Raw genomic sequence first — 18,904 nt, 5'->3', positions numbered from 1 at the left:
CCTTTCCGTTTCTGCGTCGCGCGTCGATCGGCCGCACGCGCCGGCCCCATCGACGTCAGTCTTTCAGCTTGCGCAGCGGATGCGTGTCGGCCGTCCACGGGCTGTCGAACATCGCGAGCACGTCGGCACGGTCGACGTCGGCGGCCGACTTGAAACGCCACACGGGCTCGTGATCCTTGTCGACGATCAGCGCACGCACGCCTTCGATCACGTCGCCGCGCGCGAAGGTCGAGCGCGTGAGATCGAGATCGCGCCGCAGGCAATCGGCCATCGTCGCGCCGCGCGCGCGTTCGACGACTTCGAGCGACACGGCCATCGACAGCGGCGACAGCTGCTCGCGCATCGCGTGGGTCGCCTTCTCGACCCACCCGTCGACCACCGCGCAATCCTGCTCGGCGTCGAGCGACGCAAGGATCGCGTCGAGATCGGGCTGCGCGAAATGCCGGTCGATCCCGGCGCGCGCGTCAGCGAGCGCCGACGTGTCCGGCGTCGGCACGACCTTGTGCGCGGCGGCCGCGTCGGTCACGCAGGCGACGGCCTGCGCACCGCTGTCGAGACGCATGCTGCGCAGCGTGTCGAGCAGCGCCGGCAGCGCGGCATCGGGCAGATAGACGTCGGCGAGTTGCGCGTACAGCGCGCCGGCCGCGTCGAGCGTCGCGCCCGTCACCGCGAGATAACGGCCGATCGCGCCGGGCGTACGCGCGAGGAACCAGCTCATTCCGACGTCCGGGAACAGGCCGATGCGCGTTTCGGGCATCGCCATTTTCGTCGAGTCGGTCACGACGCGCAGGCCGCCCGTATGCCGCGCCGCCTGCGAAATCCCCATGCCGCCGCCCATCACGACGCCGTGCATCAGCGCGATGTACGGCTTCGGATACGTGAAGATCGCATGGTTGAGCGTGTATTCCTCGATGAAGAACGTGTCGACCGCATCGCGGTCGCCGCGCTGCCACGCGTCGTGGAAGAAGCGCACGTCGCCGCCCGCGCAGAATGCGCGCGGATGCGGGCTGTGCACGACGACCGCGACGACGTCGGGATCGTCGCGCCACGTGTCGAGCGCCTGCTGCATCAGCCGGATCATGCCGACCGACAGCGCGTTCAACGCCTTCGGCCGGTTCAGTTCGAGAAAGCCGATGCGGTTCGCGACATACGCACGCACGTCGGGCTGGGCGGATTCGGCGGAAACGGCGGCGGAAGTGGAATCGGTCATGAAGGTCATCCGGCAAACGGCGGGCGCACGCTCAGTGCGCCTGCATCTTCGAAAACAGGTTCAGCACCACGACGCCCGAGATGATCAGCCCGAGGCCGATCACCGCCGGCACGTCCGGCACCTGGCGATAGAGCAGCATCGCGACGAGCGTGATCAGCACGATGCCGGCGCCCGACCAGACTGCATAGATGATGCCGACGGGCATCGTGCGCAACGTGAGCGACAGGCAGTAGAACGCGACGCCGTAACCGGCGACGACGAGCACCGACGGCCACAAGCGCGTGAAACCGTCCGCCGCGCGCAGCGCGGACGTGCCGATCACTTCCGCGACGATCGCGATCGCGAGCCATGCGTAACCGGGCAGTTGCATCGCTCAGCTCCTTGCGAGGGCCAGTACCGCATAGTCGTGACCGAGCTCGGCACACAACGCCTCGACGACGAACTCGTGGTCCGCGCGCTGCGGCAGCCCGGACGCGGTGATCGAGCCGATCACGCCGGCGCCGGCGACGGTCAGCGGAAACGAACCGCCGTGCGACGCGTACTCCGCGACCGGCAACCCGTGCTTGTCCGCGAGCGTCGCGCCGGCCTGCTGCATGCGCAGGCCGATCGCGTACGAGCTGCGGCGAAAATGCGCGACGACGTTGCGCTTGCGGCGCACCCAGTCGGCGTTGTCGGGCGTCGCGCCGGCGAGCGCCGCGTAAAACAGCGGCTGGCCGAACGTGACGATGTCGATCGCGATCGCATGACCGCGCGACGTCGCGAGCGCATGCATGCGGTTGCCGAGCGCCCATGCGCGGGCCGGGTCGAAATGGGGAAACACGAGCGCCTGTTCCTGCGCGCCGATCGATTGCAGATCGTGAGCGATGTCCATGAATCCGTCGATGCAGTAGTGAGAGTCGCAACGGCGCCGAGGCGATCGCGCAGGGCCGCTGCCGGGATGACGACACAAACCGCTCGATTCTAGCGCACGTGCTTCCCCGTACCGGCCCCGCCGGGGCCCACCATCCGGCCATCAGAAAATACTTGCACGCATTCTGGATAGCCCATATAATCTATTTCTTCGACGGACGCGGGGTGGAGCAGTCTGGCAGCTCGTCGGGCTCATAACCCGAAGGTCGTAGGTTCAAATCCTACCCCCGCAACCAACCGTCCAGAATTTCGCAAAAAGCCCGGCTTCGCGCCGGGCTTTTTGTTTTTGCGCGTCCGGGCGCCGCCCCCTCGTCGCGCACGCGAGCGCCGTTTCGCGCGACACGCCGCGGCATGCGCGAGCGTTCGAGAATGCCGCGGCCCGGTGATACACTCGCATCAACTCGTCCCTTCCACTCGACATGAAATTCTGCTCCGTCTGCGGTCACGAAGTCCTTGCGCGCATTCCTCCGGGCGACAACCGCGAGCGCTTCGTCTGCGATCACTGCGGCACGATCCACTATCAGAATCCGCGCAACGTCGTCGGCACGGTCCCGGTCTGGGGCGACCAGATCCTGCTGTGCCGCCGCGCGATCGAACCGCGCTACGGATTCTGGACGCTGCCGGCGGGTTTCATGGAAATGGGCGAAACGACCGCGGAGGCCGCCGCGCGCGAAACGCTCGAGGAAGCCGGCGCGCGCGTCGAGGTGCAGAACCTGTTCACGCTGCTCAACGTGCCGCACGTGCACCAGGTCCACCTGTTCTACCTTGCGCGGCTCACCGATCCGGGTTTCGAAGCCGGCGAGGAAAGCCTCGAAGTCAAACTGTTCGACGAAGCCGACATCCCGTGGGACGAGATCGCGTTCCCGACCGTCAGCCAGACGCTGCGCTTCTTCTTCGCCGATCGCGCCGCCGGCGATTACGGCGTGCACACCGGCGATATCTTCCGCTCGCTGCGCAACGGCTGAGCCCCGCACCCATGGTTCCCTGGCTCGGTCCGGACGATCCGTTTCCGTCCATCGAACGCGCGCTCGGCCCCGCGACCGGCGCCCCCGGGCTGCTCGCCGCGAGCGCCGACCTGCTGCCGTCGCGCCTCATCGACGCCTACCTGCGCGGCATCTTCCCGTGGTATTCGGACGGCCAGCCGGTGCTGTGGTGGAGCCCGGACCCGCGCATGATCCTCGTGCCGGCCGAATTCAAGGTCGCGCCGTCGCTGCGCAAGACGCTCAAGCGCGTGCTGCGCGAGCCGGAATGGGAGGTGCGCGTCGATCACGACTTTCCCGGCGTGATGCGCGCGTGCGCGCAGGCGCCGCGCCGCGGGCAGCGCGGCACCTGGATCACCGCCGAGATCATCGACGCCTATACGTCGCTCTACCGCACCGGCAACGCGCACAGCATCGAGACGTGGCACGGCGGGCGCCGCGTCGGCGGCCTCTACGGCGTCTCGTTCGGCCGGATGTTTTTCGGCGAGTCGATGTATGCGGACGTGACCGATGCGTCGAAAATCGCGCTGGCCGCGCTCGTCGCGCACCTTCGCGAGCACGGGCTGGAAATGATAGACTGCCAGCAGAATACGTCGCATCTAGCGTCGCTCGGCGGCCGCGAGATCGCACGCAAGGCCTTTGTCGCTCACGTGCGCCGCGCGGTAGCCGAACCGCCGATTCCGTGGCAGTTCGACAAGCGCGTGCTCGCCGCGCTGACGAGCCCCGCCGAAACGGCGGCGCCCTCCGGGACCGAGCGCTAGCGCGGCACTCCTTCCCTGCATCGAGAGCTGCCCATGACTCACCCGACTGAGCTGCCGCTTTCACCGCTTTCGGCGCTGCAATTCTATGCAACGGCGCCCTATCCGTGCAGCTATCTGGACGGCCGCATCGCACGCTCGCAAGTCGCGACGCCGAGCCACCTGATCAATTCCGACATCTACACCGAACTCGTGAAGGCCGGCTTCCGCCGCTCGGGCGTCTTCACGTACCGCCCGTACTGCGACGGTTGCCGCGCATGCGTGCCGGTGCGCGTGCCGGCCGGCAAGTTCGTGCCGACGCGCACGCAGCGCAGGATGTGGAAGCGGCACCGCGCGCTGGTCGCCACGGTCTCGCCGCTGCACTACGACGAAGAGCATTACGCGCTCTACATGCGCTACCAGTCCGCGCGCCACGCGGGCGGCGGCATGGATCGCGACAGCCGCGACCAGTACGAACAGTTCCTGCTGCAAAGCCGGATCAATTCGCGCCTCGTCGAATTCCGCGATCTCGACGCACCAGGCGGCGAACCCGGCAAGCTGCGGATGGTCAGCATGATCGACATCCTCGGCGACGGGCTGTCGTCGGTGTACACGTTCTTCGAGCCCGACGAGCGGCACACGAGCTACGGCACCTACAACATCCTGTGGCAGATCGAACAGGCGAAGAGCCTCGGGTTGCCCTACGTGTACCTCGGCTACTGGATCCGCGAGAGCCCGAAGATGGCCTACAAGGCGAACTTCCATCCGCTCGAAGGCCTGATCGACGGGCGCTGGAAGGCGCTCGACCCCGAACGGGTCGACCTGCCGCCCGTCGACGCGGCGCTCGCGCGCGCGCCATTGCCGGGCGGACATTCGGGCACGGGCTGACGCGCGTCGCGGCGGCTACGGAGCGAAGCACGCCCGTGCCGTGCAACTCCCGGTAAAATAGCGGGTTGTCATTCATTTCGGCTGCCCGCCCCATTCCCGTGTTCAGTTCCCTCTACCCGCTGGCCCGCGCATCCCTGTTCAAAATGGATGCGGAAGACGCTCACCACCTTACGCTGCGCGCGCTCGGCGCGGCCGGCCGCACGGGCCTCGCCTGCGCGCTATCGGCCCGCGTGCCCGACGCGCCCCGCACCGTGATGGGGCTCACGTTCCGCAATCCGGTCGGCCTCGCGGCCGGCCTCGACAAGGATGGCGCGGCCATCGACGGCCTCGCGGCGCTCGGTTTCGGCTTCATCGAGGTCGGCACGGTCACGCCGCGCCCGCAGCCCGGCAATCCGCGCCCGCGGATGTTCCGGCTGCCGCAGGCCGAAGCGCTGATCAACCGGATGGGCTTCAACAACCACGGCGTCGACCAGTTCGTGAAGAACGTCCAGGCCGCCCGCTACCGCGGCATCCTCGGCCTGAACATCGGCAAGAACGCCGACACGCCGATCGAGCGCGCGGCCGAGGATTATCTGTACTGCCTCGAGCGCGTGTACCCGTTCGCGAGCTACGTGACGATCAACATCTCGTCGCCGAACACCAAGAACCTGCGCCAGTTGCAGGGCGCGGGCGAACTCGACGCGCTGCTCGCCGCGCTGAAGGACAAGCAGCAGCGCCTCGCCGACCTGCACGGCAAGCTCGTGCCGCTCGCGCTGAAGATCGCGCCCGACCTCGACGACGAACAGGTCAAGGAAATCGGCGACACGCTGCTGCGCCACAAGATCGAAGCGGTCATCGCCACCAATACGACGCTGTCGCGCGCGGCCGTCCAGGGCCTGCCGCACGCGGACGAAGCCGGCGGCCTGTCGGGCCGCCCGGTGTTCGATGCGTCGAACGAAGTGATCCGCAAGCTGCACGCGGAAGTCGGCAACGACGTGCCGATCATCGGCGTCGGCGGCATTTTTTCGGGCGAGGACGCGCGTGCGAAGCTGGCGGCCGGCGCGGCGCTCGTCCAGCTCTATACCGGCTTCATCTATCGCGGCCCGGCACTCGTGTCGGAGTGCGTGAAGGCGATTGCCCGCGAACGCAGCGCGTAATATAGTCATAAGCAAACGATATTTAGATATCGATAGCGTTTTTGCTATCATCGACCTCACTATCCGACTCATTGACCCGGACAGGGCAAGGACACTCACGATGAAATTTTCGCTGCTGAAGAAGCTGCTGGTTGCCGGCGTGATCGGCACGTCGTTCGCTGCGACAACCGCGCATGCGGCCGACCTCCTCGATCAGGTCAAGCAACGCGGCACGCTGCGGGTCGGTCTCGAAGGCACGTTCCCGCCGTTCAACTCGAAGAGCCCGCAAGGCGAGCTCGTCGGCTTCGACGTCGACATCGCGAAGGCCGTCGCGGCGAAGCTCGGCGTGAAGGCCGAATTCGTGACGACCGAATGGAGCGGCATCATCGCCGGCCTGCAGGCCGGCAAGTTCGACGTGATCGCCAACCAGGTCGGCATCACCGACAAGCGCAAGGAAACGCTCGACTTCTCGCCGGCGTACACGTACTCGTCCGCGCAGCTGATCCAGCGCAAGGACGACACGCGCCAGTTCAAGTCGCTGGAAGACCTGAAGGGCAAGAAGCTCGGCGTCGCGCTCGGCACGAACTACATGGACATGGCGAAATCGGTGCCGGGCATCGACGTGAAGACGTACCCGGGCGCGCCCGAGTACCTGCGCGATCTCGCGGCCGGCCGCCTCGACGCGGCGCTCAACGACCGCCTGATGCTCGCGTACCTGACGAAGAATTCCGATCTGCCGTTGCGCCCGGGCGCGAACGTCGGCTCGGCGAACCCGTCGGGCATCCCGTTCAAGAAGGGCAACCCGAAGTTCCAGAAGGCGATCGACGACGCGATGGCGCAACTCGAGGCCGACGGCACGTTCACGAAGATTTCCGACAAGTGGTTCGGCATCGACGTGACGAAACCGATCAAGTAAGCACGCCTGCATTTTCCCGCCCGACGGCGGGCCGGACAGGGCGGCATCCGCAACGATGCCGCCCTTTGTTTTATCGGTCCGGTTTATGATTGCGCTTTCGCGCACGTATTCGCTTCGTATTCCATGTCGACAACGTCCCTGCTCGTCCAATCGCTGCCGGTGCTCGCCCAGGGTGCCGTACTGACCGTCAAGTTCGCCGTGCTGTCGATGGTGTTCGGCCTGCTCGGCGCCGTCGTGCTCGCGATGATGGGCATTCGGCAAAGCGAAGCGCTCGACGGCTTCGAGCGCATCTGGGTCAACGCGCTCGCGTGGCTGGCACGCGCGTACGTGAGCCTGATGCGCGGCACGCCGCTGCTCGTGCAGATCTTCGTCATCTATTACGGGCTGCCGAGCCTCGGCATCTCGCTCGACCCGACGCCGGCCGGCGTGATCGCGCTGTCCGCGAACGTCGCGGCCTACATGTCGGAAAGCATGCGCGGCGCGATCAACGGGATCGCGCGCGGCCAGTGGCTCGCCGCGTACAGCCTCGGGCTGTCGTGGGGGCAGACGCTGCGCTACGTGATCGGCCCGCAGGCGCTGCGCATCGCGGTGCCGAGCCTGTCGAACAGCCTGATCAGCCTGATCAAGGACACGTCGCTCGTGTCGGTGATCACCGTGACCGAACTGCTGCGCAGCGCGCAGGAAGTGATCGCGGCGACCTATCAGCCGCTGCCGCTCTATCTCGCCGCCGCGGCCGTGTACTGGATCCTGTGCCAGATTCTCGAATGGGTACAGCGCTGGTACGAAAAGCGCCTGTCGCTGCCGTCGCGGCACTGAGCCGCGCAATTGCACTGGGCCGCGCTCGCGGGCCCGGCACCCGCCTTGCCGCTTACTCGCCCGAATAACGCACGCCGAGCACGGCGCGCGCCGCGTCGGTCATCGCGATCATCTGCCGCGAATGGTCGTGCGTCATGATCGGGCTTTCGATCTCGCCCTCGCGCAGCAGGTCGCAGAAATGCGCGGTTTCGTAGTTCAGCCCGCCGCCGTCGACCGGCGCGTCGAGCTCGACGGTGCGCCCGTCCGCGTAGCGGATCGTCGCCCGCGCGGGGTTCCACCACTTCTCGTGAATCGTCACGTGGCCGCCCGCCGCGGCGATCAGCGCATCGCCGCGCCCCATCACGTCGAGGCCGCAAAAGAGCTGCGCGATCCCGCCGTTCGCATGCACGCTGTTCAGGCTCGCGAACAGGTCGACACCCGTCGCGCCGACGCGGCCGAGCGTCTGCACGTCGCGCGCCGCGCCGAGCCAGTCGATGGCAAGGAACGCCTCGTAGATGCCGATATCGAGCAGCGCGCCGCCCGCGCGATCGAGCCGATAGACGGAATGGTCCGCCGGCACCGACGACGATGCGCAGCCGGCCCGCACGAGCCGGATCTCGCCGATCGGATCGTCACGCAGATGCGCGCGCAACTGACGGTACAGCGGGAAGAACGGCGGCTTCATCGCCTCCATGAAGAGCCGCCCGGCATCGCGCGCCGCGTGCAGCACCGTGTCGAGCTGCACGGCGTTCAGCGCCGCGGGCTTCTCGCACAGCACGGCCTTGCCGGCGGCCAATGCGGCCAGCGTGTACTGCGCGTGACTGTCATGGAGCGTCGCGATGTAGACCGCGTCGATATCGCTCGCGAGGAGCGCGTCGAGGCACGCGGCAGGCACGCCGCCGTATGTCTCGCAGAAGGCGGCCGCTGCGTCGGCGCGGCGGGCCCAGACGCCGGCGAGCGTGGCGCCCGGCACGTGCGCGAGGCTTTGCGCGAAGCGGCGCGCAATGCTGCCCGCGCCGACGATGCCGAAGCGCAGCGGGCGATGGTCGTTGTCGTTCATCCTGATCTTCCGTGTCGGTCGTATGACGGTTGCCGGCACGCTGCCGGCCGGCCGTCATGATAAACGGCCCGGCACACGGATGAGCGATACGCGCGGCGTCAGGCACGCACCGGCACGTCGACCGAGAAATCGCGCGAAATCTCGTCCGCGCTGAAATCGATCAGCGCGAGCGAGGCCGCTTCGGCTTCGCGCGGGTCGCGCCGTTCGATCGCATCGACGACGCGCGCATGCGCTTTCACCGCGGTGTCGTGCGCGCCTTCCTTCTGCACGACGCGCGGATTCACGAGACGCACTGCCCCGCGCACGATCGCCGCCATCTGCTGGAAGAACTGGTTGCCGCTCGCCTGGACGATCCGCGTATGCAGCAACTCGTCCGCCGTGTCGTAGCCGGGGTCGCCCGGCTGCAGCACCTTGAACGCATCGAACGCTTCGCGAATGCCCGCGATGTCGGCCGCCGTCGCGCGCACCGCCGCCTGCGCGGTCGCGCGCGGTTCGATCAGCATGCGGAATTCGATGACGTCGCGCATGAACTGCGGATCGGGCTTCGCCCGAAATCGCCAGCTCACGACGTCTTCGTCGATCATCCGCCAGTCGCGCATCGGCCGCACGCGCGTACCGACTTTCGGACGCACGTCGAGCATGTCGCGCGCAAGCAACATCGACAACGCTTCCCGCATCACCGTGCGGCTCACGTCGAACTCTTTCGACAGCACGTCCTGTGGCGGCAAGATGCCGCCGTACTTGTCTTCGACGATACCCGCGACAAGCCCATCCATCACTTTGGCGACCAGTGACCGGTCTTTGCCCTGCTCCATGACACCTCCCCGTGCGTCGATTTGCGAACACCTGCTCCGCAGTTCCGCCGGCCCTGGTTACTACTGTTCTTATGATCTATAAGTTGATGAGTTCGACGATATTTCGCTATCTGGTAAACACCTGACAGGGTTATCCCTCTTTTGAACGAGGTGATTTATACGGCTAAAAAAAAGGCCCGGGAAGCGCGCCGCGCCTGCCGGACCCCGGTTTCCACAAGATTTATATATCCAATCCATGACGGCAGATAGCGCGCCGTTACGGACTGCTTCTCATTCAGATTCAGCCAGCCGGATAAACGATCGTTTCAACGCCGTTTTCCGTGCCGAGCAAGCACAGATTCGCACCGCGCTCGGCGAACAGGCCGACCGTCACGACGCCCGGCCAGGCGTTCACCTGCGCTTCGAAACCGCGCGGATCGGCGATCTGCAGGCCCTTCACGTCGACGATCTCGTTACCGTTGTCCGTGATGTAGGGCGCGCCGTCCTTCGTCACGCGCAGCACGGGCACGCCGCCGAGCGCGGTCACGCGCCGGCCGATCGCCGTGCGCGCCATCGGCACGACCTCGATCGGCAGCGGGAATGCGCCGAGCACCGGCACGCGCTTGCTGGCGTCGGCGATACAGACGAACGTGTCGGCCACCGACGCGACGATCTTCTCGCGCGTCAGCGCGCCGCCGCCGCCCTTGATCATCGCGCCGCTCGCGTCGATCTCGTCGGCGCCGTCGACGTACACCTGAAGCGACTCGACCTCGTTCAGGTCGAACACCTTGATGCCGTGCGATTTCAGGCGTTCGGTCGTGGCGACCGAGCTGGACACGGCACCGCGATAGCGCGATTTGACGGCGGCGAGCGCGTCGATGAAGCAGTTGGCGGTCGAGCCGGTGCCGACACCGATCACCGCACCTTCGGGTACGTTCTGGATCACGTAATCGGCGGCGGCTTGGCCGACGAGGCGTTTGAGTTCGTCTTGAGTCATGGCGTGGTAATGCTGCGGGATTGCGGAAAACCGTCAGTTTACCGGAGTCGGCGCACGGTCCCGCGTTTTTCCGGGGGCGATGCGCCGCGTATTCAGCGCGTGTCGGCGGCCGGCGCGGGGTCCGCCGCTTGCGTGCCGGGGAAGTACTTGTCGAGCAGCGCCTGCGCGATCGCGTCGCTTTCCGCGTCCGGGTTGCCCGCGTAATCGGACGGCCGGAAATGCATCTGGAACGCCGCGAACACGCGCCGCGTGCGCGTGTCGAGCACGCCGTCGGTCGGCACGTCGTAGCCGTAGCGCGCGAGCTTGAGCTGCAGTTCGCGCACGTCGACCGGCGCTTGCGGATCGCGGCCGCCGAGCCGCGCGGCGACGGTCGCGCCGTCCGGCCATGCGCCGACGCCGGCTTGCGCGAGCGCATGCCACGGGAACAGCGGCCCGGGATCGATCTTGCGTTGCGGCGCGATGTCGCTGTGCCCGACCACGCGCGTCGGCGCAATCCCGTAGCGCGCGACGATGTCCTTCGACAGGCGGATCAGCGCGTCGACCTGTTCGGGCGGATACGGCTGCCAGGTGCGCTGCTGCGGATCGAGCGGGCCGCGGTTCACGTTCTCGATGCCGATCGACACCGCGTTCAGCTCGGTCGTGCCCTGCCACTCGCTGATACCCGCGTGCCACGCGCGCCGCGCTTCCGGAACGAGCTGGTAGACGACGGGCATCCCGCGCTCGGTGCGCGGCTGCGGCGGGATGACGTAATGCACGCTGACCGACTCGCCGGTCAGCGTGCGCAGCGATTTCGCCTCGTCGCTTTCGGTGTAATGCATCACGAGAAAGCGGATCCGCGAATCGGCGCCGCGCGCATGCAGGCTCGTGTCGGCGTAGTAGGCGCCGCGGTCGACGAGCGTCGGCGACGTACAGGCCGCCAGCAGGCCGAGCACGGCGCAGGAGACGCCGACACGGAACAGGGTCATCGGTCTCGGATTCCAGAGAGCTTGCATCGGCGCACGCGTCGTTCGGGTCATTCGATGCCCGCGCATCGCGCGCGGGACGGGCCGGCCCCCGGATCAGCCTCGGGGGGGCAGCCTCGGGGTCAGCCCTTCACGCGCCGCTGGCGCACGGCCTCGTACAGGCACACGCCGCTCGCGACCGACACGTTCAGGCTTTCCACGCTGCCGGCCATCGGGATGCTCATCACTTCGTCGCAGGTGTCGCGCGTGAGCCGGCGCATGCCTTCGCCTTCCGCGCCCATCACGAGCGCGACCGGGCCGTCGAGCTTCGTTTCGTAGAGCGTCGCCGGCGCCTCGTCCGACGTGCCGATGATCCATACGCCGGCTTCCTTCAGCTCACGCAGCGCGCGGGCGAGGTTCGTCACCGTGATGTACGGCACCGTATCGGCCGCGCCGCTCGCCACCTTGGCCGCGGTCGCGTTCAGGCCGACCGCCCGGTCGCGCGGCGCGATCACCGCGTGCGCGCCGGCCGAATCGGCGACCCGCAGGCACGCGCCGAGGTTGTGCGGATCGGTGACGCCGTCGAGCACGAGCAGCAGCGCGGGCCCGTTGATACCGTCGAGCAGCTCGGACAGGTTCTGCGCGAGCGGCATGTCCTCGACGCGCGCGACGACGCCCTGGTGGCGCTCGGTATGCGCGAGGCCCCACAGGCGCGTTTCGTCGGCTGCGATCAGCCGCACGCCCGCTTCCTTCGCGGCGTGCAGGAACTCCTGCATGCGGCGGTCGCGGCGCGTCTGGTCGTACAGCACCTCCGCCACCGTCGACGCATCGTGCCGCATACGTGCGGTCACCGCATGAAAACCGTAAAGAACCTTCAGACGTGACATGACTGGAACAACCTTCGATCAAACGTGCGGCCGCGCGACGTGCGCAGCCGCGATCCATGGAAAAGGAAAGCGCCGCGTGGCCGGCCGATGACCGGTGACGCGGCGTCTCTCGATACTGCAGGGCGTGCGCTTGCGCTGCCCCGAACGCTCAATACTTCTTGCGGGCGCGGGCCTTCTTCGCGGCCGGCTTCGCCGGCGCGCCGCCGCCACCGCCCTTCTTCTTCGCGGCGCCACGCGCGGCGCGCGCTTCCTTCACCGCGACGCTCGGCGCGCTCGCGGCCGTCTTGCGGCGCGGCACGGTTTCCTCCGCCGGCGGCAGCGCACGCACGCGCGGGCCGCTGCCGTTGCGATCGACGCCGGCAACCGGCGCGGGCGACGGCCGCGGCGCCTTCACCGGCGTATCGCGCACGAGGCGGAAATCGATCTTGCGCGCATCGAGATCGACGCGGCTCACCTGCACGCGCACGCGATCCGACAGGCGATAGCGGATACCCGTGCGTTCGCCGCGCAGCTCGTTCTTGATCTCGTCGTACTGGAAGTAGTCCGAGCCGAGCTCCGTCACGTGCACGAGCCCTTCGATGAACAGCGTGTCGAGCTGCACGAAGATGCCGAACGACGTCACGCCGTTCACCATCCCGCCGTACTCCTCGCCGAGCTTGTCGCGCATGAAGTAGCACTTGAGCCACGCTTCGACGTCGCGCGACGCTTCGTCCGCGCGGCGTTCGTTCGCCGAGCAGTGCAGGCCGAGCTCTTCCCAGATCGCCGTGTTCGAACGCGAGCGGCCGCGCGCTTCGTCGTCGGCCTGCTGCATCGCGCGGGCGCGCGGCGACAGCGCGGTATTCAGCTCGAAGCCTTCCGGCGCCTTCGGCACGTACTTCTTGCCCGACAGGATCGCGTAGATCGCGCGGTGCGTGAGCAGGTCCGGATAACGGCGGATCGGGCTCGTGAAGTGCGCGTATGCCTCGTACGCGAGACCGAAGTGGCCGATGTTGTCCGGGCTGTAGACGGCCTGCTGCATCGAGCGCAGCAGCATCGGCTGCAGCATCTGCGCATCCGGCCGGTCGCGGATCTGCGCCATCAGCGCCGCGTAGTCGCTCGCATGCGGCTTGTCGCCGCCGCCGAGCGACAGACCCATGCCGCGCAGGAACGCGCGCAGGTTCTCCAGCTTCTCCGGCGTCGGTCCCGCGTGCACGCGGTACAGGCCCGGATGCTTGTTGCGCTTCAGGAAATCGGCCGCGCAGACGTTCGCGGCCAGCATGCATTCCTCGATCAGCTTGTGCGCGTCGTTGCGCTGACGCGGCACGATCTGCTCGATCTTGCCCTGCGAGTTGCAGACGATGTAGGTCTCGGTCGTGTCGAAGTCGATCGCACCGCGCTTTTGCCGCGCGGCGAACAGCGACTTGTAGACGCCGTACAGATCCTGCAGGTGCGGCAGCAGATCGGCGCGGCGCGCAGCCTCCGGCCCCTTCGTGTTCGACAGCACGGCCGCGACTTCGGTGTACGTCAGGCGCGCCGCCGAATGGATCACGGCCGGATAGAACTGGTATGCCTTGATCTCGCCGCGCGCGGTGATCACCATGTCGCACGCGAGCACGCAGCGATCGACCTGCGGATTCAGCGAACAGAGGCCGTTCGACAGCTTCTCCGGCAGCATCGGGATCACGCGGCGCGGGAAGTAGACCGACGTGCTGCGCTCGAGCGCGTCGGCATCGAGCCCGCTACCCGGCTGGACGTAGTGCGACACGTCGGCGATCGCGACGATCAGGCGGTAGCCGTCGCCGCGGCCGACCTTGACCGGCTCGCAGTAGACGGCGTCGTCGAAGTCGCGGGCGTCCTCGCCGTCGATCGTCACGAGCGGCACGTCGCGCAGGTCGACGCGAAAACGCAGGTCGGCCGGCCGCACCTTGTCGGGCAGCGCGGCGGCTTCGTCGAGCGCCGGCTGGCTGAATTCGTGCGGCACGCCGTACTTGCGCACCGCGATTTCGATTTCCATGCCCGGATCGTCGATATCGCCGAGCACTTCGACGACACGGCCGAGCGGCTGCGAATGGCGGCTCGGGAAATCGGTCAGCTCGACGACGACGACCTGCCCGACCTTCGCCTTCTTCACGTTCTGCGTGATCAGGATGTCGTGGCCGATGCGCTTGTCTTCCGGCGCGACGATCAGCGCGCCGTTCTCGTTCAGCAGGCGGCCGATCACGCGCTTGTTCGCGCGCTCGGTGACTTCGACGACATGCCCTTCCGGCCGGCCGCGGCGATCGTAGCCGACGATCCGCGCGAGCACGCGGTCGTTGTGCATCACCTTCTGCATTTCGCCGTTCGGCAAAAACAGGTCGTCCTGGCCGTCGTCGCGGATCACGAACCCGTAGCCGTCGCGATGCCCCTGCACACGCCCCGCGACGAAATTCGACGGATGGGTCAACTGGTAATGGCCGCGCTTGTCGAGGCGGATCTGGCCGTCGCGCTCCATCGCGGCGACACGCCGGAAGAACCCCTCGCGCTCCTGACGCTTGATCGACAGGGCTTCGGCGATGTCGTTGGCGGCCAGCGGCGCGTCGCTCGTACGCAGCACGCCGAGAATCTCTTCACGGCTCGGAATGGGGTACGGATATTTGCTCAAGGGTTTGTCGATGATTGTTCTCGTTGCGTTGACCGATGGTGCACGGCATCAACATAGAGGTGTCCGTCCGAGACAGTTCTATATTGACGGCGGCGGGTCATTCTATCACCCGCCCGTGTCGCCAAATGACGGGAATGCCGCGGCCGCGCACGGCGGCAGCCGGTTTGCGATGCACCGCAAAAAGATGTTGACAGGAATAATTGGGGCGCTATAATTTCGCTTCTTTGCAGCAAGCAGCTACTGCAAAACGTGCCCAGGTGGCGGAATTGGTAGACGCACTAGGTTCAGGTCCTAGCGGTGGCAACATCGTGGAGGTTCGAGTCCTCTCCTGGGCACCATCTGTTTTTTAAAAAGGTCGGCTCTCAGCCGGCCTTTTTTCGTTTCGAGCTCAAGAAACACCGCACGCGCACACCTTGTGCGAAGACTCGCGGGCCCCGCGCCTCCCGGCGCGCCCGGGTGCAGAAAACATTCTCGCGGGAAGGACGGCCCGATCGGGCGCCCTTCCCGCGCCTATCGCCCAGCCCGCAGGCGTTGCCTGGGTTCCCCGGCGCGACGTCTTCAACGGACTATCCGCGCCCCTGGAGCAGATCGGCCATATCGTCGGCATGCTCTTCCTCGACCGCGAGAATCTCCTCGAACAGCCGGCGCGTCGTGACATCCTTCTCGCCGAGGTAGCGGATGATCTCCCGATACGTATCGATGGCAATCCGCTCGGCGACCAGATTCTCGCCGATCATGCTGGTCAGGTCCGTGCCTTCCCGGTACTCCGAATGCGCACGCGTTTTCAGGCCGTCCGGCGCGAAATCGGGTTCGCCGCCGAGCTGCACGATGCGCTCGGCGATCCGGTCGGCGTGCTCCTGCTCTTCGGTCGCATGCTGCGCGAATTCCTGCGCCACGGCTTCCGAATTGATGCCCCTGGCCATGAAGTAATGCCGCTTGTAACGCAGCGTGCAGACGATCTCGGTCGCCAGCGCGTCATTGAGCAGCTTCAGCACCTTGGTGCGGTCCGCGCCGTACGTTTGCGTGACCGGGCCGTCCGACATGTGCTTGCGCGCGTCCTCGCGAATTTTCTTGAGGTCCAGCACGAACGGGTCGCTGGATTCAGGTACGGCGTCATGGGTTGCAGGTGATTTCGTCATCGATCTGCTCCTTTATCCGGTAAGAAAATCTGCTGCCCGATGTGGACAGCAAAATCGATACCTGCTCGGTACTGCTCGATCGTCCCGCAACGCATGGGCCCGCTCGCGGTACGGCGATTGCTGCCTTCCTGCCAAAGGCCGGCCCGTGAGGGGCCGGACCGCCAACCTCTAGACCTTCGCCATGGCTCAACTGAACGCGTCCGGAATGACGATCGCCAGAATGGCAGGCAAAGTCGTTGCGTGGCTCGTCGCAGTACTGATCATTCTGATCGCGGCGATCGCGATGTTCATTTTCACGTTCGACTGGAACCGGGCCCGGCCCATGGTCGACGACAAGGTGAGCGCCGCGATCGGTCGTGCGTTCACGATCAACGGCGACCTGACCGTGAGCTGGCATCGCGCCAGCGGTGAAACCGGCTGGCGCGCGCGGGTTCTTTGGCCCACCTTTGCGGCGCGAAACATCACGATCGCGAACCCGGACTGGACGAAACAGCGGTACTTCGCCACGCTCGACGAAATCGACTTCCAGGTGAAGCTGCTTCCGCTGCTCACGCACGACATCGTCATTCCGACCATCAACCTGGTGCGTCCTTCCATCGACCTCGAACGCGTCGCCGATGGACGAAACAACTGGACCTTCAAGCTCAAGTCCTCCGCGCACCCGCTCGAGTGGAAGCTCGACCTGCACGACATTCGGCTCGACCAGGGCAACATCGCGCTGTCCGACCAGCCACAAGACGTGGCGATGCAGGCGACGGTCAATACGCTCGGTCATGCGATCCCGATCGGCGAAGTCCTGAAGCAACAGGAAAACAAGTCGCGCAGCGCATCGGCCGACGTGGTCGGCAAGCGAGGCGCGCAAAAACTGAGCACGCAGGCGCAAGCGGCGGCATCTGCGGCGTCGGCGGCGTCGGCATCCGGCGTATCGGCGGCGCCGATCACGCCCGGAAGCCCCGCTTCTGCCGGCCAACCGCCCGCAAGCGGAACGGCTGCCGCCGTCACGCAACCGAAGAGCGAGCCGCAATACGGCATCGGCTGGACAGCGACGGGCAGCTACAAGCATTCGGCGCTGTCGGGCAGCGGCAAGCTCGGCGGCGTGCTCGCGCTGCAGGACGCGTCGCGGCCCGTCCCGGTACAGGCGGACGTCAAGGCGGGCGACCTGCATGTTTCATTGGTCGGGACCGTCACCGACCCCGCCCATCTGGCTGCCGTCGATTTGCGCCTGTGGCTGCAAGGCTCGAGCCTCGATCGCCTGTATCCATTGACGGGCATCACGCTCCCCCAGACCCCGCCCTATGCCACGGAGGGTCATCTGACGGGCAACATCAAAGCCGGCGGCAGCGTGTTCCGTTATGAAAAATTTTCAAGCCGCGTGGGCGGCAGCGATCTCGACGGCACGCTGATCTATACGCAGCGCGCACCGCGACCGCTGCTCACGGGCGAGGTGGTCTCGAATCTGCTGCAGTTCAAGGATCTGGCACCGGTGGTCGGCGCGGACAGCAACGCGAGCAAGGCCAGGCGCGGCGACACCGCGCGTCAGCCGGCGAACAAGGCCCTGCCTGTCGAGGGCTTCAGGACCGAGCGCTGGAAGGCGATCGATGCCGACGTGAAATTCACGGGCCGCCGCATCGTCAAGGATCCGGCGCTGCCCATTACGGATCTGTACACGCACATCGTGATGATCGATGGCGTGCTGTCGCTGGAGCCGCTCAAGTTCGGCGTCGCGGGTGGCGCGATCGCATCGGATCTTCATCTCGACGGCCGCGAGCGGCCGCTCAAGGCGCGCGCGTCGACGCGCGTGCGCCATCTCAAGCTGAAGCAGTTGCTGCCCACCGTGAAGACGATGCAAAGCGCGCTCGGCGAAGTCAATGGCGACGCGCAGTTGTCCGCGACCGGCAACACGCCGGCGGCGCTCGCGGCCAGCGCCAACGGCGAGGTGAAGCTGCTCGTCACCGACGGCGTGCTGAGCCGACTGCTCATGGAAGCCGCCGGCCTGAACGTCGCGAATGTCGTCTACGAAAAGCTGTATGGCGATCGCACCGTGCACATCAACTGCGCGGCCGCCGATTTCGTCGTCACCGATGGCGTGCTCGATTCGCATGCGTTCGCACTCGACACGGACGACGCCGTCATCAACATCGACGGCAAGGTGAACATGAAAAACGAAACGATGGATCTCGGCGTCCACCCGCACACGAAGGGCTTTCGCATTTTCACACTGCGCTCGCCGCTCTACGTCAAGGGTACGTTCAAGAATCCGCACGTCGGCGTGAACCCGACCGCGCTCGCGCTACGCGGCGGCGCGATGGTCGGCCTCGGCATCGTCAATCCGTTCGCCGCGCTGATTCCGTTGATCGCGCCGAGCAACAACAAACCGCTGCCGTGCCAGCAACTGATCGCGGCGATGCAGTCGCAGCAACCGACCGCCCCGCCGCCGGGCCAACGCAAGAAGGCCAAAGGACTGCGCCTGCCGCCGGGCACGCCGGTCGGGGACGCGACTCGTTCCTCCGTCCTCGGCATGCCGTTACCCAAGACAACGCGCTGATTCCCGCTGTTGCACCGGTCATCTTTCCGCCCGAACCCGGAACGAATGAAGGCCGGCCGCCGGGCTCGGCCGACCATTGCGCGTCGGGGAAATTCAATGCCCGCCATTGCCGGCTGCCGCAACGGGACGACCGGGGCGGCGATCGCCCGGCCTGACGGCCAGACTCCGCAGCGAGTCATGAACCGGCCGACCAGGCGCGGTCGGTACCGTGCATGTCGGGCCGCGGCGAACCGGACGATCTCGTCGCCACCGTCGCGGTGATGCCTGCCAGCCCAGCGCGGGCTGCGTGCGAACAGTACTGGCTGCGTGCGCTTCGCAAGGAACGGCTTTCGCGACGCGCGTCTCGCTACCCGCACCCCGTCGTCGTCGCC

The 18,904-nt window shown here is 66.8% G+C and carries 17 protein-coding genes and 2 tRNA genes; 9 read left to right on the top strand and 10 right to left on the bottom strand.

Annotation, left to right across the window (positions count from 1 at the left end; translation table 11 throughout):
* Positions 1 to 55 precede the first annotated feature (55 nt).
* The 3 genes from WT53_RS15490 to WT53_RS15480 are packed head-to-tail and all read right to left on the bottom strand — an operon-like array spanning position 56 to position 2,081.
* A complete protein-coding gene (locus WT53_RS15490) occupies positions 56 to 1,210 on the bottom strand; it encodes an enoyl-CoA hydratase/isomerase family protein (RefSeq protein WP_034207886.1) in 1,155 nt (384 codons plus the stop codon).
* Positions 1,211 to 1,241: 31 nt separating this feature from the next.
* Positions 1,242 to 1,574: a multidrug efflux SMR transporter gene (locus WT53_RS15485; RefSeq protein ID WP_373557168.1), complete on the bottom strand. Its 333-nt coding sequence runs from the start codon at positions 1,572 to 1,574 to the stop codon at positions 1,242 to 1,244.
* 9 nt (positions 1,575 to 1,583) lie between these two features.
* A complete protein-coding gene (locus tag WT53_RS15480) occupies positions 1,584 to 2,081 on the bottom strand; it encodes a heme-degrading domain-containing protein (RefSeq protein WP_006476110.1) in 498 nt (165 codons plus the stop codon).
* Between the two features lie 197 nt (positions 2,082 to 2,278).
* Between WT53_RS15480 and WT53_RS15475 the strand changes: the two genes are divergently transcribed.
* From WT53_RS15475 to WT53_RS15445, 7 genes are all read left to right on the top strand, one after another.
* Positions 2,279 to 2,355, top strand: a tRNA-Met gene (locus WT53_RS15475).
* Positions 2,356 to 2,538: 183 nt separating this feature from the next.
* The gene (locus WT53_RS15470) at positions 2,539 to 3,084 is read left to right on the top strand and encodes an NUDIX hydrolase (RefSeq protein WP_006476111.1); all 546 of its coding nucleotides are present in this window, start codon (positions 2,539 to 2,541) and stop codon (positions 3,082 to 3,084) included.
* An 11-nt stretch (positions 3,085 to 3,095) separates the two neighbouring features.
* On the top strand, positions 3,096 to 3,860 hold the full coding sequence (aat, locus tag WT53_RS15465; protein WP_059785558.1) for a leucyl/phenylalanyl-tRNA--protein transferase: 765 nt from the start codon (positions 3,096 to 3,098) through the stop codon (positions 3,858 to 3,860).
* A 33-nt stretch (positions 3,861 to 3,893) separates the two neighbouring features.
* Positions 3,894 to 4,724: an arginyltransferase gene (locus WT53_RS15460; protein WP_034207170.1), complete on the top strand. Its 831-nt coding sequence runs from the start codon at positions 3,894 to 3,896 to the stop codon at positions 4,722 to 4,724.
* 98 nt (positions 4,725 to 4,822) lie between these two features.
* A complete protein-coding gene (locus WT53_RS15455) occupies positions 4,823 to 5,860 on the top strand; it encodes a quinone-dependent dihydroorotate dehydrogenase (RefSeq protein ID WP_027807358.1) in 1,038 nt (345 codons plus the stop codon).
* Between the two features lie 100 nt (positions 5,861 to 5,960).
* Complete coding sequence (locus WT53_RS15450) at positions 5,961 to 6,755, top strand: cystine ABC transporter substrate-binding protein (RefSeq protein WP_059785555.1); 795 nt, start codon at positions 5,961 to 5,963, stop codon at positions 6,753 to 6,755.
* Between the two features lie 123 nt (positions 6,756 to 6,878).
* Entirely contained in the window at positions 6,879 to 7,571 is a 693-nt protein-coding gene (locus tag WT53_RS15445) for an amino acid ABC transporter permease (RefSeq protein ID WP_006484207.1), read from the top strand.
* A 52-nt stretch (positions 7,572 to 7,623) separates the two neighbouring features.
* Here the strand turns inward: WT53_RS15445 and WT53_RS15440 are convergent, their stop codons facing one another.
* From WT53_RS15440 to rnr, 6 genes are all read right to left on the bottom strand, one after another.
* Complete coding sequence (locus tag WT53_RS15440; protein ID WP_060260464.1) at positions 7,624 to 8,610, bottom strand: Gfo/Idh/MocA family protein; 987 nt, start codon at positions 8,608 to 8,610, stop codon at positions 7,624 to 7,626.
* A 98-nt stretch (positions 8,611 to 8,708) separates the two neighbouring features.
* Positions 8,709 to 9,425: a FadR/GntR family transcriptional regulator gene (locus WT53_RS15435; RefSeq protein ID WP_060260460.1), complete on the bottom strand. Its 717-nt coding sequence runs from the start codon at positions 9,423 to 9,425 to the stop codon at positions 8,709 to 8,711.
* Between the two features lie 280 nt (positions 9,426 to 9,705).
* Positions 9,706 to 10,401: a ribose-5-phosphate isomerase RpiA gene (rpiA, locus tag WT53_RS15430; protein ID WP_034207167.1), complete on the bottom strand. Its 696-nt coding sequence runs from the start codon at positions 10,399 to 10,401 to the stop codon at positions 9,706 to 9,708.
* A 92-nt stretch (positions 10,402 to 10,493) separates the two neighbouring features.
* Positions 10,494 to 11,366: an N-acetylmuramoyl-L-alanine amidase gene (locus WT53_RS15425; protein ID WP_060260457.1), complete on the bottom strand. Its 873-nt coding sequence runs from the start codon at positions 11,364 to 11,366 to the stop codon at positions 10,494 to 10,496.
* A 119-nt stretch (positions 11,367 to 11,485) separates the two neighbouring features.
* Positions 11,486 to 12,229 carry a 23S rRNA (guanosine(2251)-2'-O)-methyltransferase RlmB gene (gene rlmB, locus WT53_RS15420; RefSeq protein WP_034207165.1) on the bottom strand — a complete coding sequence of 248 codons (744 nt, stop codon included), beginning with the start codon at positions 12,227 to 12,229 and terminating at the stop codon, positions 11,486 to 11,488.
* A gap of 148 nt (positions 12,230 to 12,377) precedes the next feature.
* Complete coding sequence (gene rnr / locus WT53_RS15415) at positions 12,378 to 14,849, bottom strand: ribonuclease R (protein ID WP_060260454.1); 2,472 nt, start codon at positions 14,847 to 14,849, stop codon at positions 12,378 to 12,380.
* A 251-nt stretch (positions 14,850 to 15,100) separates the two neighbouring features.
* On the opposite strand from rnr, the gene WT53_RS15410 reads away from it, so the two are divergent.
* Positions 15,101 to 15,187 (top strand) — tRNA-Leu (locus WT53_RS15410).
* A 228-nt stretch (positions 15,188 to 15,415) separates the two neighbouring features.
* Here the strand turns inward: WT53_RS15410 and WT53_RS15405 are convergent.
* Entirely contained in the window at positions 15,416 to 15,988 is a 573-nt protein-coding gene (locus WT53_RS15405) for a bacterioferritin (RefSeq protein WP_034207163.1), read from the bottom strand.
* A 181-nt stretch (positions 15,989 to 16,169) separates the two neighbouring features.
* On the opposite strand from WT53_RS15405, the gene WT53_RS15400 reads away from it, so the two are divergent.
* Entirely contained in the window at positions 16,170 to 18,533 is a 2,364-nt protein-coding gene (locus WT53_RS15400) for an AsmA family protein (protein ID WP_060260451.1), read from the top strand.
* Positions 18,534 to 18,904 lie beyond the last annotated feature (371 nt).

The organism is Burkholderia sp. MSMB2157WGS (assembly GCF_001532755.1).
Lineage (GTDB): Bacteria > Pseudomonadota > Gammaproteobacteria > Burkholderiales > Burkholderiaceae > Burkholderia.
The sequence above is the reverse complement of the archived record's forward strand: the minus strand, read 5'-3'. Positions and strand labels throughout refer to the sequence as shown.

Coding starts and splice junctions, on each gene's coding strand:
- WT53_RS15435 (WP_060260460.1), bottom strand. CDS start 9,425: ATGGAGCAGGGCAAAGACCGGTCACTGGTCGCCAAAGTGATGGATGGG.
- WT53_RS15450 (WP_059785555.1), top strand. CDS start 5,961: ATGAAATTTTCGCTGCTGAAGAAGCTGCTGGTTGCCGGCGTGATCGGC.
- WT53_RS15405 (WP_034207163.1), bottom strand. CDS start 15,988: ATGACGAAATCACCTGCAACCCATGACGCCGTACCTGAATCCAGCGAC.
- rpiA (WP_034207167.1), bottom strand. CDS start 10,401: ATGACTCAAGACGAACTCAAACGCCTCGTCGGCCAAGCCGCCGCCGAT.
- WT53_RS15460 (WP_034207170.1), top strand. CDS start 3,894: ATGACTCACCCGACTGAGCTGCCGCTTTCACCGCTTTCGGCGCTGCAA.
- WT53_RS15470 (WP_006476111.1), top strand. CDS start 2,539: ATGAAATTCTGCTCCGTCTGCGGTCACGAAGTCCTTGCGCGCATTCCT.
- rlmB (WP_034207165.1), bottom strand. CDS start 12,229: ATGTCACGTCTGAAGGTTCTTTACGGTTTTCATGCGGTGACCGCACGT.
- WT53_RS15445 (WP_006484207.1), top strand. CDS start 6,879: ATGTCGACAACGTCCCTGCTCGTCCAATCGCTGCCGGTGCTCGCCCAG.
- WT53_RS15490 (WP_034207886.1), bottom strand. CDS start 1,210: ATGACCGATTCCACTTCCGCCGCCGTTTCCGCCGAATCCGCCCAGCCC.
- WT53_RS15480 (WP_006476110.1), bottom strand. CDS start 2,081: ATGGACATCGCTCACGATCTGCAATCGATCGGCGCGCAGGAACAGGCG.
- WT53_RS15425 (WP_060260457.1), bottom strand. CDS start 11,366: ATGACCCTGTTCCGTGTCGGCGTCTCCTGCGCCGTGCTCGGCCTGCTG.
- WT53_RS15400 (WP_060260451.1), top strand. CDS start 16,170: ATGGCTCAACTGAACGCGTCCGGAATGACGATCGCCAGAATGGCAGGC.
- WT53_RS15440 (WP_060260464.1), bottom strand. CDS start 8,610: ATGAACGACAACGACCATCGCCCGCTGCGCTTCGGCATCGTCGGCGCG.
- aat (WP_059785558.1), top strand. CDS start 3,096: ATGGTTCCCTGGCTCGGTCCGGACGATCCGTTTCCGTCCATCGAACGC.